Genomic DNA, 17,125 nt, shown 5'->3' with positions numbered 1-17,125 from the left:
TTTCTATTATTGAATTTCTAAAACTAATTTTTTACGCCGCCCGTTGTTTCCGCAGCGCTAAATAAAACTATCAGCGACTACGGAAGACAATGCGGCCTTTGCTCAGGTCGTACGGGGTCAGCTCTACAGTGACTTTGTCACCCGTCAGGATGCGGATATAGTTTTTACGCATTTTACCGGAGATATGAGCGGTTACCACGTGCCCGTTTTCCAGCTCAACGCGGAACATGGTGTTAGGTAACGTATCAAGAACGGTACCCTGCATTTCAATATTGTCTTCTTTGGCCATCTAATCCTCGAGGGTATCACTACCATAGTTTTGAACCGGCAAGATAATGCCCAAGTTCACGTATCATGTAAAGAATTGTTGGTGAAATCACCAGCGAAAGTGCAATTTGCGCATTACCCAAAACCCACTCAAAAGCTGCACTATAGGCGCTTACGATGAGGGCTGCGAAGAGATAAACGATGGGCTGTCCCTGTTAAAGCTAATCCCATACGGCGGCGGGGTAATGAGCAGAGCTCACTCTGCGGGGCTAATTATAACACTCTTAACAGTAATGTGCCGTAAACATTATCGTTACGACAGGATTTGTGGTACCCAGCAATAAGATGCAAGCTGATGTGGGCGAAATATGGACAGCTGCTCCAGATATTCGCGGCGAGGAATTTCTATCGCCCCAAGCGATGCGGTATGAGCATTAAGCACCTGGCAATCAATAAGTTTGCCGCCATAACTCATAAAGTGCTGGCAGAATACCAGCAGAGCCGTTTTTGAGGCATTTTCCCGACGGCTAAACATGGATTCGCCACAGAACAGCGCACCTTGTGCCACGCCGTACATGCCACCGACTAGCTCATTATCCTCCCAAACTTCAACCGAATGCGCATGCCCCAACTCATGCAGCCGTTTATAGGCGTCAATGATATCAGGAGTTATCCAGGTGCCTTCATCGCGGTCGTCGGCACATTCGCTAATCACGCGTTCGAAAGCATGGTTAAGCGTGACGCGGTATGGGGAGTTTCTGTGGAATCGCTTCATGCTGCGGCTGAGATGAAATTGCTCAGGAAAAAGCACCGCACGTGGATCGGGCGACCACCATAAAATAGGGTCGCCAGGCGAGAACCACGGAAAGATGCCGCGCTGATAAGCCATCAACAAACGAGCCGGGCTTAAATCGCCCCCGAGCGCCAGTAACCCATTAGGTTCACGCAACGCGCCTTCCGGTGAAGGGAAGGCGATTGAGTCACGGGAAAGCTGAATAAGGCGCATGACGTCCAAACTCCAGGGAGCAATAATTATTGATAATAGACTAACTACCGGGTCTACAAACGCTGGTGGAAATGATAATAACGTCCACCGCTCGCCATTAATTCGGCGTGAGTACCTTGCTCAATAATTTGCCCGTTGTCCATCACAATTACACTGTCGAAATCTGCCAATCCACGCAGGCGATGGGTGACCATCAATACTGTTTTATCTTTGGTGACTTCAGCCAGAAAATCAAGAACCTGGCGCTCAGTTTCCGCATCTAAACCCTCGGTTGGTTCGTCAAGTAAGAACAGCGGGGCATCGTGCAGTAAAGCACGCGCAATGGCTAAGCGGCGCAATTCGCCACCCGAAAGCTGGCGACCGCCTTCACCCAGCCAGCTATTGAGGCCTGCATCGTCCAGTAACTTCTCAAGGCCAACGCAAGTCAGGACTCGACTTAAATCTTCATCGCTGGCCTGTGGTGCAGCAAGCAGCAAGTTGTCGCGCAGTGTGGCACTAAACAAATGAACGCGTTGCGATACGACACTGGTGGACGCGCGTAATGCCGTTTCATCAAACTGGCTCAGCGCTTCACCATTCAGGCGGATCTCGCCTTGCTGACATTCCCAGGCGCGCGTCAGCAATTGCAGCAGTGTCGATTTACCGCAACCGGTACGCCCCAAAATAGCTATGTGTTGGCCTGCCTCAACCTTGAGCGAGATACCCCGAAGTGCCATTTGAGACTGTTCGGGCCAGGCAAAACTCAGATTGTTAATCTCCAGAGCCACGCGCTCAGGAATTGCATGAGGTTGTTCGGTAAAAATCACTTCGGGTTTTTGACTGGTAATTTCAGTCACGCGCAGTGCGGAGGCGATAACCTGGCCAAGATGCTGAAAAGCTCCGGTGACCGGTGCCAGCGCTTCGAATGCAGCCAGCGCGCAGAACACAAACAGCGCGATAAGTGCGCCTGGTGTGGTATTTCCACCCACGCCCTCGGCTGCCATCCACAGCATCAAGATGACGGCGATACCGCTGATTAGCAGCATGATGGCTTGTGACAGTGCTGTAAGCTCGGCCTGGCGGCGTTGCCCCTCTTGCCAGTGATCCTCCGTTTTATCCAGTTGCTCACGATAACGTTGGGAGGCACCAAAAATGGTTAGTTCAGCATGGCCTTGTAACCAGGCGGTGAGTTGCTGGCGATATTGCCCGCGTTGCGCGGTAATCGCCTCGCCGGTGGCTTTCCCTGCGTAATAAAATATTGGCGGAAGTAAAACTAAGGTTGCCAGTAAAATCGCGCCTAAGGTGAGGGCTAATTGTACGTCCAGCCAGCTCAAACCAAAGGTCACCACTACGATCACCACAAACGCACCGACCATTGGTGAAATCACACGCAGGTAAAGGTGATCCAGGGTATCGACGTCTGCAACTAAGCGATTGAGTAATTCACCCTGGCGAAAACGCGCCAGCCCAGCAGGGGAGAGTGGGAGCAGTTTGCTAAATGTGGAAACACGCAAATGTTGAAGTACGCGGAATGTCGCATCATGGCTGACAAGACGCTCAAAATAACGCCCCGCAGTACGGGTAATTGCACCGCCCCGAACGCCTGCTGCAGGTAGCATATAGTTAAAACTATAAATCCCCGCGACACCGACAACCGCCGAGGCCGAGAGGAACCAGCCTGACAAAGTCAGCAGCCCAATGCTGGCCAGTAGGGTGACGATCGCTAACACCACGCCAAGCATCAGTAGCCATTTATGACGGCCGTACAGCGCTAAATAGGGGAGTAAAGCTCGCATTAGATTTCCTCCTGGCGATGAGCCAGTAACGTCGCAAACGGGCCTTCCTGCGCGGCAAGCGTGGCGAATTCCCCTTGTTGTACGATACGACCTTCGCGCATCACCCAAACCTCGTCCCAGTCGTTGATGTAATCCAACTGGTGAGTCACCATCAATGTGGTTTGCTGACGGGAAGCGCTACTTAACGCGTCCATCACACGCTGCTCACTGTGGGCGTCCAGACTTGCAGCCGGTTCATCCAGCAACAGCAATCCACATGGCATCAGCAATGCGCGCGCGACGGCGACCCGCTGGGCTTGCCCAACAGACAAACGCGCAGCTGCTTCACCCAGCGGTGTATCAACCCCTTGTGGTAGCAACGGGAGGAACTCACTGACAGAGGCTTTGTCCAGGGCAGTAGCTAGCTGCTCAGCACTGGCGCTGGGTGCCGCTAACAGCACATTTTCGCGGATAGTAGGAGCCGGAAGCTGCGGGTTTTGTCCAACCCAACTGAGTTGTTCACGCCACCATTTCTGGTCAAGGGCCGAAAGATCTACACCATTAATCAGCAATTGGCCTTGATAGGGCAAAAAGCCAGACAACACGTTGAGCAGTGAACTTTTACCTGCACCGCTTTGCCCGACCAGCACCACCCGTTGTCCGGCTGAAAGTGTGAAATTCAGTGGACCTGCGAGAGTTTTATCTTCAGTTGATAGAATGACCAAATCACGAGCTTCAATGCTGATTGGCTCGTTATTATTGAATTTTGCTGTGCCTTGTTTGCGTTGCTGCAATGGCGCATCAAGGAAGGTCATCAGGCTGTCGGCCGCTCCCACCGCTTGTGCTTTAGCATGATAAAAAGTGCCCAGATCGCGTAGCGGTTGGAAAAACTCCGGGGCTAAAATCAACGCCAGGAAACCGGCAAATAACGTTACGCCAGTACTGTAATGACCAAAGTTCAGTTCGCCGAGATACGAAAAGCCGAAGTAAACCGCGACCAGTGCAATGGACAGAGAAGCGAAAAATTCCAGCACGCCAGAAGACAGAAATGCCAGGCGTAATACTTCCATCGTGCGCTGACGGAAGTCCTGAGATGCCGCGCGGATATTTTCCGTTTCGGCATTGCCACGGTTAAACAAACGCAAGGTTTCCATACCACGCAGGCGGTCAAGAAAATGCCCGCTCAGCCTCGCAAGCGCCTGGAAGTTACGGCGGTTAGCATCTGCGGCACCCATACCTACCATCGCCATGAACAACGGGATCAGCGGCGCGGTACAAAGCAGAATCAGGGCTGCAACCCAGTTAGATGGGAAAATGGCGATTAAAATCAACACGGGTACCATGACCGCAAGCGACATTTGCGGCAGATAACGTGCGTAGTAATCGTGCATATCTTCGATTTGTTCAAGCACCAGGGTTGCCCAACTGCCGACCGGTTTCCCGTGGATCCAGGCTGGCCCTGCTTGATGGACGCGATCGAGTACTTGCCGGCGAATCTCCTGACGAATGTGCAACCCAGCGTAAAAACCGACTTTTTCACGTAGCCACACGACCCAGGCGCGCAATACAAAAATCAGTATCAGGATAACGAAAAGCAACAGCAGAGCTTCCCGGGGAATGTTTTCCATGATCATGTGTTGCAGCATCCGGGCAAGCAGCCAGGCTTGAGCAACAATCAATAACCCACTGACCAGCCCTAAAAAACGGGAAAGCCCCAACCAGCGGCGAGAGATAATGCTTTGTTTTTTTAGCCAGCGGCTAAGTTCTTGTTGACGGGTTTTATTCATGGATGCCAGTGCAGGTAGCTAATTAATTATCAGGCAAAATTTGCGGGCAATGTTACAACGCAGGCGAAAGAAAGGCGACCTATTCAGTCGCCTTTACGTATCTTCAAACTGCCGGTTAAGGCGGGGAGAGTTACTTATTCTGTTCGGCAAGTCCGTCCAGGTAGCGTTCGGCATCCAGTGCAGCCATACAGCCGGTGCCCGCAGAGGTAATCGCCTGACGGTAGATATGGTCCATTACGTCGCCTGCCGCGAACACACCAGGAATGCTGGTTTGTGTGGCATTACCGTGAATACCAGACTGCACTTTGATGTAGCCATTTTCCAGTTCGAGCTGATCGGCAAAGATTGACGTATTCGGACTATGTCCGATCGCCACGAACAAACCTGCAACTTCTAACTCTTCAGTGGTATCGGTGTTGTGAACGTCACGCAGACGCAGACCACTGACACCCATTTGATCGCCAGTAACTTCATCTAAAGTCCGGTTGGTGTGCAGCACGATGTTGCCGTTCTTCACCTTTTCCATCAGACGGTTGATGAGGATTTTTTCGGCTCGGAAGCTGTCACGGCGGTGAATCAGATGCACTTCTGAGGCAATATTTGCCAGATAAAGCGCTTCTTCAACAGCGGTGTTACCGCCACCAATTACCGCAACTTTTTGATTGCGATAGAAGAAGCCATCACACGTTGCGCAGGCTGAAACGCCACGACCTTTAAACGCTTCCTCAGAAGGCAGACCCAGGTATCGGGCAGAAGCTCCGGTCGCGATGATCAACGCATCGCAAGTATATTCGCCGCTGTCACCCGTCAGACGGAATGGACGGTTTTGCAGATCCACTTTAGAGATGTGGTCGAACAGGATCTCTGTTTCGAACTTGGTTGCGTGTTCGTGCATGCGCTCCATTAACGCAGGGCCTGTCAGGTCGTTAGGATCACCCGGCCAGTTCTCAACTTCGGTGGTCGTGGTCAACTGACCACCTTTTTCCATCCCGGTAATCAAAACGGGCTTGAGGTTGGCGCGAGCCGCGTAGACTGCTGCGGTGTAGCCCGCAGGGCCGGAGCCAAGAATTAGCAATTTACTGTGTTTAGCGGTGCCCATGAGATCCTCATTGTTCGTTGGCAGACAATCGAGGGATTGTAGGGAATTTGGCGGGTTAAAAAAAGGGTGAACGGTTGGTGTTGGCGATTATGTTAACTATATGTGCAATAGCTGTGTTCAATCAGCCGCGGTGAATATCGCGAAAGCGCATAAAAATCCACCTAAACAGGCTAAATACTCAGGTTGCTAAAGTGATGAATAATCGTCAAGTAGCCCAGATATATGGCACGTTCCACTAATTTTAGATGTTTTGCTTTGACAATCCGCTAAGCATTTGCGAAAACATTCGAGGAAGAAAAACATTTGGTGTGGCGTTTTGAAATATTCACGCATACCTGATGCAAATTTACCGGGTTATTGAAATCTACTCATGGCGTGGACAGACGCCATGAGTGATGTCGCTAGCAGCCGTTGGGCACCGGTCTTCTCACGTACTCCCGGAACAGTGACGTTACCAGGGTTATGGCAGGTGAAGGAAGGAACACAGAGAGACTATAATAATGGTAGATAGCAAGAAGCGCCCTGGCAAAGATCTCGACCGCATCGATCGTAACATCCTTAATGAACTACAGAAGGATGGGCGTATTTCTAACGTCGAGCTTTCTAAACGAGTAGGGCTTTCACCGACTCCGTGCCTTGAGCGCGTGCGTCGTCTGGAACGACAGGGTTTCATCCAGGGCTATACCGCTCTGCTGAACCCGCATTATCTGGATGCATCACTTCTGGTTTTTGTTGAGATTACTCTGAATCGTGGCGCCCCGGATGTGTTTGAGCAATTTAATGCCGCAGTTCAAAAACTTGAAGAAATTCAAGAGTGTCATTTGGTATCCGGTGATTTTGACTATCTGTTGAAAACCCGTGTACCGGATATGTCTGCGTACCGCAAATTACTAGGCGAAACCTTGTTACGACTGCCAGGTGTGAACGATACCCGTACCTATGTAGTCATGGAAGAGGTCAAACAGAGTAATCGTCTGGTTATTAAGACCCGTTAACACGGGCCAGGTGCAAAATCTGCGTATTTTGGTTACACTCCTGGTAATTCATACAGCAACAGTGCCGGGAATGCCCGGCACTGTTGCTCTCCATATTTATTAAGGACCTGGAGAGTCTTACTTGAGCCAGGAATACACCGAAGAAAAAGAAGTTACATTGAGGAAACTCAGCAGCGGGCGTCGGGCATTAGAGGCGTTACTGCTCCTTGTTGCCATTTTTGCCGTCTATTTGATGGCGGCGTTGCTTAGTTTCAATCCTTCCGATCCTAGTTGGTCACAAACCGCATGGCACGAACCTATTCATAATTTAGGTGGAATGCCGGGGGCGTGGATGGCTGACACTTTGCTGTTCATCTTTGGCGTAATGGCCTACACCATTCCGGTCATCATTATCGGTGCGTGTTGGTTCACTTTCCGCAACAGAGATAGCGAAGAGTTCATCGATTATTTCGCCGTTTCTATGCGCCTGATTGGTGTACTGGCGATGGTGCTCACCGCTTGCGGCCTTGCGGCAATTAACGCCGATGACATCTGGTATTTCGCCTCGGGCGGGGTTATCGGTAGTTTGCTCAGCACTGCAATGATGCCCCTTCTCAACAGCAGCGGCGGCACTATTGCGTTGTTGTGCGTATGGGCGGCAGGGTTAACGCTGTTTACCGGTTGGTCCTGGGTCAGCATTGCTGAAAAAATTGGTAGCGCGACCCTGAGCGTGCTCACTTTTGCCAGTAATCGTACTCGTCGGGATAACACCTGGCAGGATGATGACTACGACTATGAAGATGAAAAACACGACGAAGAGCATGCGCCAGATGTTGAAAAGCGTGAGTCTCGTCGTGCGCGTATTTTGCGTGGCGCATTAGCCCGTAAACAGCGTATCTCTGAAAAATTTGCCAATCCAAACGCACGTAAAACAGATTCTGCGCTGTTTTCTGGTAAGCGCATGGACGACGCTGACGATGACGTTTTGTTCTCAAATAACAAAGCGACGCTTCCGGAAGATGACGTCCTGTTTTCTGGTAACAAAGCCACACTGCCGGAAAGCGAAGAGTACGATCCGCTTCTACACGGCCAGTCAATTGTTGCGCCTGTGGCTGCTACAGCCGCCGCGGCGATGGCTAATACGGCATATGCGGCTCCAGTTATGCCAACGGCAACCGTGCCACCGGTTACGGCCCCAGCTCCAGAAGTTGAGTTTTCGCCTGCAATAGCCTGGGAGCCTGCTCCAACCACAGTGACACCAGAACCGGTGATTGCGCCTGCACCAGAGAATTACACTTCGCCGTACGCTGCGGACCAGTACGTTCCGCAACAGGAAGCCAGTCATTGGGCAGAACCTGTTAGTGAGCCACCTGCTGTTGAACCTCCGCATGCGGAACCTGCTTATTTTGAACCATCTCCGGTAGAGCCTGTCGCCCAGCCAGAGCCTGTTGAAGAAATAAAACCGGCAGCCCGCCCGCCGCTTTACCATTTTGAAGAAATCGAAGAGCGACGCGCGCGTGAGCGTGAACAACTGGCTGCCTGGTATCAGCCAGTTAATGAACCTAAGCCTGACCCATATGGTTATGATCAAAACCCTGCGTTTGCGCAGACAACGCCTGTTCAAATGCCTCAAAGCAGTACTCCGACAATTCCGCAAGGTGGCTTCGATATGTCACCCGCGGTGCCAACCCCTGGTGCCTCTGTTCCACAGGATGTAAAGGATGTGGCAAAAGTGGTCGGCGTCGCTGCGGCCTTCAGCCCGGTATTTAGCATCGCCAGTGACGCGCCTCGTCCACAAACCAAAGAAGGTATTGGCCCGCAATTACCTCGGCCAAATCGTGTGCGTGTTCCTACTCGCCGTGAGCTTGCTTCATACGGAATTAAGTTGCCTTCACAGCGAATGGCTGAAGAGGAAGCTCGTCGTCAGAATGGCATGGACATCGAAGATGACTATGCTGACGAAGCCGAAGAACTTCAGCAGCATGAACTTGCTCGCCAGTTCGCCGCTCAACAACACCAGCGTTACGGTGAAGAGCATGAAGACGACTCTTTGCAGCAAGATGAGGATGAAGCCGAGCAGGCTGAGTTAGCACGTCAGTTTGCGGCGCAACAGCAGCAACGCTATTCAGCTACACAGCAGCAATCCCAGCAGCAAGAGCCGAATAATGTGCCGTTCTCACTGGATGATTTTGATTTCTCACCAATGAAAACGTTAGTCAACGATGGGCCAAGCGAGCCATTGTTTACGCCGAGCCCGGTTGAAGAACCTGTTCGTGCTCAGCCTCAGCAAAGCTGGCAGGTTGTGCAACCGCAAAGTGCGCCACAGCAACAACAGCAACAACCCGCACCGGTTGCCGCACCATCGGTACATGAAAGCTTGATCCATCCTTTCTTAATGAGAAATGGTGATGATCGTCCGTTGCAGCGTCCTACCACACCTTTACCATCCCTGGACTTGTTGACATCTCCGCCAGCAGAAGTTGAACCAGTGGATACCTTTGCACTCGAGCAAATGGCGCGTCTGGTGGAAGCTCGTCTTGCGGATTACCGGATTAAAGCCGATGTTGTGGATTACTCACCAGGTCCCGTCATCACACGCTTTGAGCTTGATTTAGCACCTGGTGTAAAAGCCGCCCGTATTTCCAATTTGTCTCGAGATCTGGCGCGTTCACTGTCAACCGTCGCGGTGCGTGTAGTTGAGGTTATTCCGGGTAAACCTTATGTTGGTCTGGAGTTACCGAACAAGAAACGCCAGACCGTTTACCTGCGCGAAGTGCTGGATTGCGCCAAGTTCCGTGAAAGTGCTTCACCGTTAACCGTGGTGCTGGGTAAAGATATCGGTGGTGAGCCAGTGATTGCCGATCTGGCGAAGATGCCACACTTGCTGGTTGCCGGTACCACGGGTTCCGGTAAATCTGTTGGCGTAAACGCCATGATCCTCAGCATGTTGTATAAAGCGACGCCTGAAGAAGTCCGCTTTATCATGATCGACCCGAAAATGCTTGAGCTCTCAGTTTATGAAGGTATTCCACATCTGTTGACTGAAGTCGTTACAGATATGAAAGACGCCGCTAATGCATTGCGTTGGAGCGTTAATGAAATGGAACGCCGCTACAAACTGATGTCAGCGTTGGGCGTGCGAAATCTGGCAGGTTACAACGAACGCGTGCTGGAAGCCGAGCGCATGGGCCGTCCAATTCCAGACCCATTCTGGAAGCCGGGCGACAGCATGGAAGTTGCCCATCCAATGCTTGAAAAACTGCCGTATATCGTCGTTCTGGTGGATGAATTTGCTGACCTGATGATGACGGTAGGCAAGAAAGTCGAAGAGTTGATTGCTCGTCTGGCTCAGAAAGCTCGTGCGGCGGGTATTCACCTTGTGCTGGCGACCCAGCGCCCGTCGGTTGATGTGATTACCGGCCTGATTAAAGCCAACATCCCGACGCGTGTGGCGTTTACGGTGTCGAGCAAAATTGACTCCCGTACCATTCTTGACCAGGCCGGTGCTGAGTCACTGCTGGGAATGGGGGATATGCTTTATTCCGGGCCAAACTCTACATTGCCAGTGCGTGTGCATGGCGCGTTTGTCCGAGATCAGGAAGTGCATGCAGTCGTTCAGGACTGGAAAGCACGTGGTCGCCCACAATATATCACCGGTATTACTTCAGATAACGAAAGTGAAGGTGGTGCGGGTGGCGGTCTTGACGGTGATGAAGAGCTCGATCCGTTGTTTGACCAGGCTGTTGCTTTTGTGGTCGAAAAACGTAAAGCGTCTATTTCTGGTGTTCAGCGTCAGTTCCGTATCGGTTATAACCGTGCCGCTCGAATCGTTGAGCAGATGGAAGCTCAGGGAATCGTGAGCCCGCAAGGTCATAACGGTAACCGCGAAGTACTTGCTCCACCGCCATTTGAGTAACCCTGAGCACAAGTGTCGTTGTTGCGGCGCTTGTGCAAAGAAGGGTAAATTACCGGAAAATCAGTTTTTTCTTCTGTTGCACCTGAATATCTCTCAACTAGAGTGGGCAGCAGAAATGCCACAGTGCAGTCGCTTTGTGGTGCATGAATTTTAAGGGATCATAATGAAAAAAATCGCTATTACTTGTGCTTTGTTGACTGCTCTAACAGCTACATCTGTCTGGGCTGATGCCGCAGGTGACCTGAAAATGCGTTTGGACAAAGTCAGCAGTTTCCACGCCAGCTTCACCCAAAAAGTGACCGACGGCAGTGGTGCAGCAGTCCAGGAAGGTCAGGGTGATTTGTGGGTTAAGCGTCCTAATCTGTTCAACTGGCATATGACTCAGCCCGATGAAAGCATTCTGGTTTCAGATGGTAAAACACTGTGGTTCTATAACCCGTTTGTTGAGCAAGTCAGTGCGACCTGGTTGAAAGATGCGACCGGTAATACGCCGTTTATGTTGATTGCACGTAACCAAAGCAGCGACTGGCAGCAGTACAACATCAAGCAAAATGGTGATGATTTCATGCTGACGCCAAAAACCAGCGCCGGCAATCTCAAGCAGTTCACCATAAATGTTGGGCGCGACGGGACTATCCACCAGTTCAGTGCCATTGAGCAAGATGATCAACGCAGCAGCTATGCGCTGAAAACTCAGCAAAATGGCGCAGTGGATATGAGCAAGTTTACGTTTACCCCGCCTAAAGGCGTGACGGTGGACGATCAACGTAAGTAGAGGTATGAGTGAGCAACCTGTCGCTCGATTTTTCTGAGAATACCTTCCAGCCTCTGGCCGCGCGTATGCGGCCGGAGAACCTCGCACAATACATCGGTCAACAACATCTGCTCGCCGCTGGCAAACCGCTTCCAAAAGCTATCGAAGCGGGACATCTCCATTCGATGATTTTATGGGGACCGCCGGGTACGGGTAAAACCACGCTTGCAGAAGTGATTGCTCACTATGCTGACGCAGATGTTGAACGTATTTCAGCTGTGACTTCCGGGGTGAAAGAAATCCGCGAAGCCATAGAGCGCGCGCGACAGAACCGCAACGCGGGGCGCCGCACTATCCTGTTTGTCGATGAAGTCCATCGCTTCAACAAAAGCCAACAAGACGCTTTTTTGCCGCACATTGAAGATGGCACCATCACGTTTATTGGTGCCACCACTGAAAACCCCTCGTTCGAGCTGAATTCAGCACTATTGTCACGTGCGCGCGTTTATTTGCTCAAATCGCTCACCACGGAAGATATTGAAAAAGTACTCGACCAGGCGATGAACGATGCTGCACGCGGGTATGGCGGGCAAAATATTGTTCTGCCGGATGAGACTCGTCTTGCAATTGCAGAACTGGTAAACGGTGATGCCCGTCGCGCGTTGAATACGCTCGAAATGATGGCGGATATGGCTGAAACCGATACGAGTGGCAACCGTGTTCTACAAATTGCGCTTTTGACAGAAATTGCAGGGGAACGCAGCGCGCGCTTTGATAACAAAGGTGACCGTTTCTACGATTTAATTTCTGCATTGCATAAGTCAGTGCGCGGTTCATCACCTGACGCTGCACTGTATTGGTATGCACGCATTATTACCGCGGGCGGCGATCCGCTGTATGTTGCACGCCGTTTGCTGGCTATTGCCTCCGAAGATGTCGGTAATGCCGATCCGCGTGGCATGCAGGTCGCTATTTCTGCGTGGGATTGTTTTACCCGCGTAGGCCCAGCAGAAGGCGAGCGCGCGATTGCACAGGCTATCGTTTATCTCGCATGTGCCCCCAAAAGTAATGCGGTCTACACGGCATTCAAAGCGGCAATGGCCGATGCACGTGAACGCCCGGATTACGACGTTCCGGTTCATCTTCGTAATGCGCCAACTAAACTGATGAAAGAAATGGGATATGGTCAGGAGTATCGATATGCTCATGACGAACCCAATGCCTACGCATCTGGTGAGGTCTACTTCCCGCAGGAAATGGCACAAACACGCTATTATCAGCCGACAAACAGAGGTCTTGAGGGCAAGATTGGTGAAAAGCTCGCCTGGCTTGCTGAACAGGATCAAAATAGCCCGACAAAACGCTACCGCTAATGCAGGCGTTGCGGTAAGGTTAGCAAGAATATCAATGCGGTTGCAGGCTGTAACCGCACCCCTCCATTAATTCGATAAGCACAGGATAAGCATGCTCGATCCCAATCTGCTGCGTACAGAGCCAGACGCAGTCGCTGAAAAACTGGCACGCCGAGGCTTTAAGCTGGATGTAGAAACGCTGCGCTCTTTAGAAGAGCGTCGTAAAGTATTGCAGGTCAACACTGAAAATCTGCAGGCTGAACGTAACTCGCGATCGAAATCCATTGGCCAGGCGAAAGCGCGCGGGGAAGATATTGAGCCGTTGCGTTTGCAAGTCAACCAGTTGGGTGAAGAGCTGGATGCAGCGAAAAATGAGCTTGATGTCTTACTGGCAGAAATCCGCGATATCGCGTTGACGCTGCCTAACATCCCGGACGATTGTGTGCCGATGGGTAAAGACGACAGCGAAAACGTTGAAATCAGCCGCTGGGGTGAGCCACGTAAATTTGATTTTGAAGTGCGTGACCACGTTACGCTGGGTGAAATGGCTAAAGGCCTGGATTTTGCCTCTGCGGTTAAACTGACCGGTTCTCGCTTCGTTGTGATGCAAGGGCAGATTGCTCGTATGCATCGTGCGCTGAGCCAGTTCATGCTCGATTTACACACCGAACAACATGGTTACATTGAAAACTATGTTCCGTATCTGGTGAACCATGACACGCTGTACGGTACTGGCCAACTGCCTAAATTTGCAGGCGATCTGTTCCATACTCGTCCACTGGAAGAAGAAGCAGGTGCCAGCAACTACGCGTTGATTCCAACGGCGGAAGTGCCGTTGACTAACCTGGTGCGTGACGAAATTCTCGATGACGAATCTTTGCCACTGAAAATGACTGCTCATACCCCATGCTTCCGTTCTGAAGCCGGTTCTTATGGCCGTGATACGCGTGGTTTGATTCGTATGCACCAGTTCGACAAAGTCGAAATGGTTCAGATCGTGCGCCCAGAAGATTCCATGGATGCGTTGGAAGAGTTGACTGGTCATGCAGAGAAAGTGCTGCAACTGTTGAATCTGCCGTACCGTAAAGTGCTGCTTTGCTCTGGTGATATAGGCTTTGGCGCGATGAAAACCTACGACCTGGAAGTGTGGCTGCCCGCGCAGGACACCTATCGTGAAATCTCTTCTTGCTCCAACTGTGGGGATTTCCAGGCGCGTCGCATGCAGGCTCGTTGCCGCAGCAAAGCAGATAAGAAAACCCGTCTGGTGCATACACTGAACGGTTCTGGTTTGGCTGTGGGTCGTACTCTGGTTGCTGTACTGGAAAACTACCAACAGGCAGATGGCCGTATTGAAGTGCCTGAAGTGTTGCGTCCGTACATGAAAGGGCTTGAGTACATCGGCTAATGTATTGATGTCAAAACATTCTTAATAAGCGCCTTAGGGCGCTTTTTTTATGTCTTAAAAAATCCGAAAATATGCGGATAATCCGCCTTTATTGACTCCAAACAATAACAAATACCTATTAATAAGTATTATTGCCCGAAGAAAGCGAGTGATGATATTTATAAATATTCATTAAAGTCATTTATCATTTGGTTGCCATGGTTTACATGATGTGACGCGGCAAAACCAATCTGCATAACTCTAATTTTCTCGACACTCCTTTCTCTTTTTGGCTGTGCAATGGAGCAGCAGGCCGTTCAATGTCTGCTTTACCGCTGCCAGTTTTTTTTAACTGTGAGCAAAATAAGTAGGTCATTATGACTGAGAAAACCCCTAACGCGATCCTCGCGGCAGAGGTCAGCCGTCGTAAGCTGGTCAAAACTACCGCAATCGGTGGCTTAGCTGCTGCAAGTAGTGCCTTTTCCTTACCCTTTGCCCGAATGGCTTTCGCGCAAACCCCCGATAACACCGTAACGGCGGCAGAAAAAATCATTTGGAGCGCTTGTACGGTTAACTGCGGTAGTCGTTGCCCACTACGTATGCATGTGGTGGATGGCGAAATCAAATACGTTGAGACTGATAATACCGGCGATGATAATTATGACGGCCTACATCAGGTTCGTGCTTGTTTGCGTGGTCGTTCAATGCGTCGCCGCGTTTACAATGCTGACCGACTGAAGTACCCGATGAAACGTGTCGGTGCGCGTGGTGAAGGGAAATTCGAGCAAATTAGCTGGAACGAAGCTTTTGACACCATCGCCAACAGCATGAAAGGCATCATCAAAGAGTACGGCAATGAAGCTATTTATTTGAATTACGGTACCGGTACGCTGGGCGGCACACTGACTCGCTCCTGGCCACCAGGATCAACCTTAATCGCCCGTTTGATGAACTGCTGCGGCGGTTATCTGAACCATTATGGCGACTATTCAACCGCGCAAATTGCCGCTGGCCTGAACTACACCTACGGTGGCTGGGCTGATGGTAATAGTCCTTCAGACATTGAAAACAGTAAGTTAGTGGTTCTGTTTGGTAATAACCCCGGCGAAACGCGGATGAGTGGCGGCGGGGTGACTTATTACCTCGAACAAGCGCGTGAGAAATCCAATGCGCGCATGATTATCATCGATCCGCGTTATACCGATACCGGTGCAGGGCGTGAAGATGAATGGATCCCTATTCGTCCAGGTACTGATACTGCACTGATCTCCGCACTGGCATGGGTCATGATTACTGAAAATTTGGTTGATCAGCCTTTCCTCGATAAATACTGCGTTGGTTACGACGAAAAAACGCTCCCCAAAACTGCTCCAGCGAACGGCCATTACAAGGCCTATATTCTCGGTGCGGGGGCAGACGGCGTGGCGAAAACTCCACAATGGGCTTCCAAAATCACCGGTATTCCTGCCGAGCGCATCACACAACTGGCACGTGAAATTGCGACGGCCAAACCGGCATTTATTAGCCAGGGCTGGGGACCACAGCGCCACTCAAACGGTGAACTGGTTTCTCGTGCCATCGCCATGCTGTCAATTCTGACAGGTAACGTTGGCATAAACGGTGGCAACAGCGGGGCGCGCGAAGGATCTTACGACTTGCCGTTTGTTCGTATGCCGACGCTGGAAAACCCAGTACAAACCAGCATCTCGATGTTCCTGTGGACTGATGCTATCGAGCGTGGTCCAGAAATGACGGCGACCCGAGATGGCGTGCGTGGGAAAGAAAAACTGGATGTTCCAATCAAAATGGTCTGGAACTACGCCAGTAACTGTCTGATTAACCAGCATTCAGAAATCAACCGTACCCATGACATCCTCCAGGATGACAAAAAATGCGAGATGATTGTGGTGATTGATAACCACATGACTTCATCAGCCAAATATGCCGATATTCTGTTGCCGGACTGTACCGCTTCTGAGCAAATGGATTTTTGTCTCGATGCGTCATGCGGCAACATGTCGTATGTGATTTTTGCTGATCAGGTCATTAAACCTCGCTTTGAGTGCAAAACCATTTATGAGATGACCACCGAGCTGGCAAAACGCATGGGCGTGGAGTCGCAGTTCACTGAAGGACGCACACAAGAAGGTTGGATGCGTCATTTGTACAAACAGTCTCAGGAAGCTATCCCTGATCTGCCGAGTTTTGATGAATTCCGCCAACAAGGCATCTTCAAGCAACGTGATCCTGAAGGGCATCACGTCGCCTATAAAGCCTTCCGTGAAGATCCAGCGGCAAATCCACTGACCACGCCGTCAGGGAAAATTGAAATCTACTCTGAGCAATTGGCCGAGATTGCTGCGACGTGGCAACTCAACGAAGGGGACGTTATCGATCCGCTGCCGGTTTACAGTGCAGGCTTCGAAAACTTTGGCGATCCACTGGCAGAAAAATGGCCATTGCAGATGACCGGGTTCCACTACAAAGCGCGCACTCACTCCACTTACGGCAACGTCGAAGTATTGAAAGCTGCCTGTCGCCAGGAAATGTGGATTAACCCGATTGATGCCCAGAAACGTGGGATTAAGAACGGCGATATGGTGCGCATTTTTAACGGTCGCGGCGAAGTGAATATCAACGCCAAAGTGACACCGCGCATTATTCCAGGTGTCGTCGCGATGGGGGAAGGAGCCTGGTATAACCCAGATGCTAATAAAGTGGACCACGCTGGCTGTATCAACGTGCTAACCACTCAGCGACCATCGCCACTGGCGAAAGGTAACCCATCCCACAGTAACCTCGTCCAGGTCGAAAAGGCGTAAGGAATAGCTG

11 protein-coding genes are annotated in these 17,125 nt (G+C 51.0%); 6 read left to right on the top strand and 5 right to left on the bottom strand.

The window, feature by feature from the left end; all coding sequences use genetic code 11:
• Positions 1-70: 70 nt before the first annotated feature.
• The 5 genes from infA to trxB form a co-directional block, all read right to left on the bottom strand.
• The gene (infA, locus tag D8682_RS07720; protein WP_002211347.1) at positions 71-289 is read right to left on the bottom strand and encodes a translation initiation factor IF-1; all 219 of its coding nucleotides are present in this window, start codon (positions 287-289) and stop codon (positions 71-73) included.
• Between the two features lie 291 nt (positions 290-580).
• Positions 581-1,273, bottom strand: coding sequence for a leucyl/phenylalanyl-tRNA--protein transferase (gene aat, locus D8682_RS07715; RefSeq protein ID WP_121813961.1), 693 nt, complete (start codon positions 1,271-1,273; stop codon positions 581-583).
• A gap of 53 nt (positions 1,274-1,326) precedes the next feature.
• Positions 1,327-3,048 carry a cysteine/glutathione ABC transporter ATP-binding protein/permease CydC gene (gene cydC / locus D8682_RS07710; RefSeq protein ID WP_121813960.1) on the bottom strand — a complete coding sequence of 574 codons (1,722 nt, stop codon included), beginning with the start codon at positions 3,046-3,048 and terminating at the stop codon, positions 1,327-1,329.
• Entirely contained in the window at positions 3,048-4,814 is a 1,767-nt protein-coding gene (gene cydD / locus D8682_RS07705) for a cysteine/glutathione ABC transporter permease/ATP-binding protein CydD (RefSeq protein ID WP_121813959.1), read from the bottom strand. Before cydD ends, cydC begins: the two co-directional genes overlap by 1 nt.
• A gap of 130 nt (positions 4,815-4,944) precedes the next feature.
• Complete coding sequence (gene trxB, locus D8682_RS07700; protein ID WP_064548261.1) at positions 4,945-5,913, bottom strand: thioredoxin-disulfide reductase; 969 nt, start codon at positions 5,911-5,913, stop codon at positions 4,945-4,947.
• Positions 5,914-6,413: 500 nt separating this feature from the next.
• Between trxB and lrp the strand changes: the two genes are divergently transcribed.
• The 6 genes from lrp (at position 6,414) to dmsA (ending at position 17,115) form a co-directional block, all read left to right on the top strand.
• On the top strand, positions 6,414-6,908 hold the full coding sequence (gene lrp / locus D8682_RS07695; RefSeq protein ID WP_000228469.1) for a leucine-responsive transcriptional regulator Lrp: 495 nt from the start codon (positions 6,414-6,416) through the stop codon (positions 6,906-6,908).
• Positions 6,909-7,029: 121 nt separating this feature from the next.
• A complete protein-coding gene (locus D8682_RS07690) occupies positions 7,030-10,803 on the top strand; it encodes a DNA translocase FtsK 4TM domain-containing protein (protein ID WP_121813958.1) in 3,774 nt (1,257 codons plus the stop codon).
• A 163-nt stretch (positions 10,804-10,966) separates the two neighbouring features.
• A complete protein-coding gene (gene lolA, locus D8682_RS07685; RefSeq protein WP_121813957.1) occupies positions 10,967-11,578 on the top strand; it encodes an outer membrane lipoprotein chaperone LolA in 612 nt (203 codons plus the stop codon).
• A gap of 8 nt (positions 11,579-11,586) precedes the next feature.
• Complete coding sequence (locus tag D8682_RS07680; protein ID WP_121813956.1) at positions 11,587-12,930, top strand: replication-associated recombination protein A; 1,344 nt, start codon at positions 11,587-11,589, stop codon at positions 12,928-12,930.
• A gap of 91 nt (positions 12,931-13,021) precedes the next feature.
• Positions 13,022-14,314: a serine--tRNA ligase gene (gene serS, locus D8682_RS07675; RefSeq protein WP_064548253.1), complete on the top strand. Its 1,293-nt coding sequence runs from the start codon at positions 13,022-13,024 to the stop codon at positions 14,312-14,314.
• Between the two features lie 356 nt (positions 14,315-14,670).
• The gene (gene dmsA / locus D8682_RS07670; protein WP_121813955.1) at positions 14,671-17,115 is read left to right on the top strand and encodes a dimethylsulfoxide reductase subunit A; all 2,445 of its coding nucleotides are present in this window, start codon (positions 14,671-14,673) and stop codon (positions 17,113-17,115) included.
• Positions 17,116-17,125 lie beyond the last annotated feature (10 nt).

This window comes from Buttiauxella sp. 3AFRM03, from assembly GCF_003675305.1.
Classification (GTDB): domain Bacteria; phylum Pseudomonadota; class Gammaproteobacteria; order Enterobacterales; family Enterobacteriaceae; genus Buttiauxella; species Buttiauxella ferragutiae.
The sequence above is the reverse complement of the archived record's forward strand: the minus strand, read 5'-3'. Positions and strand labels throughout refer to the sequence as shown.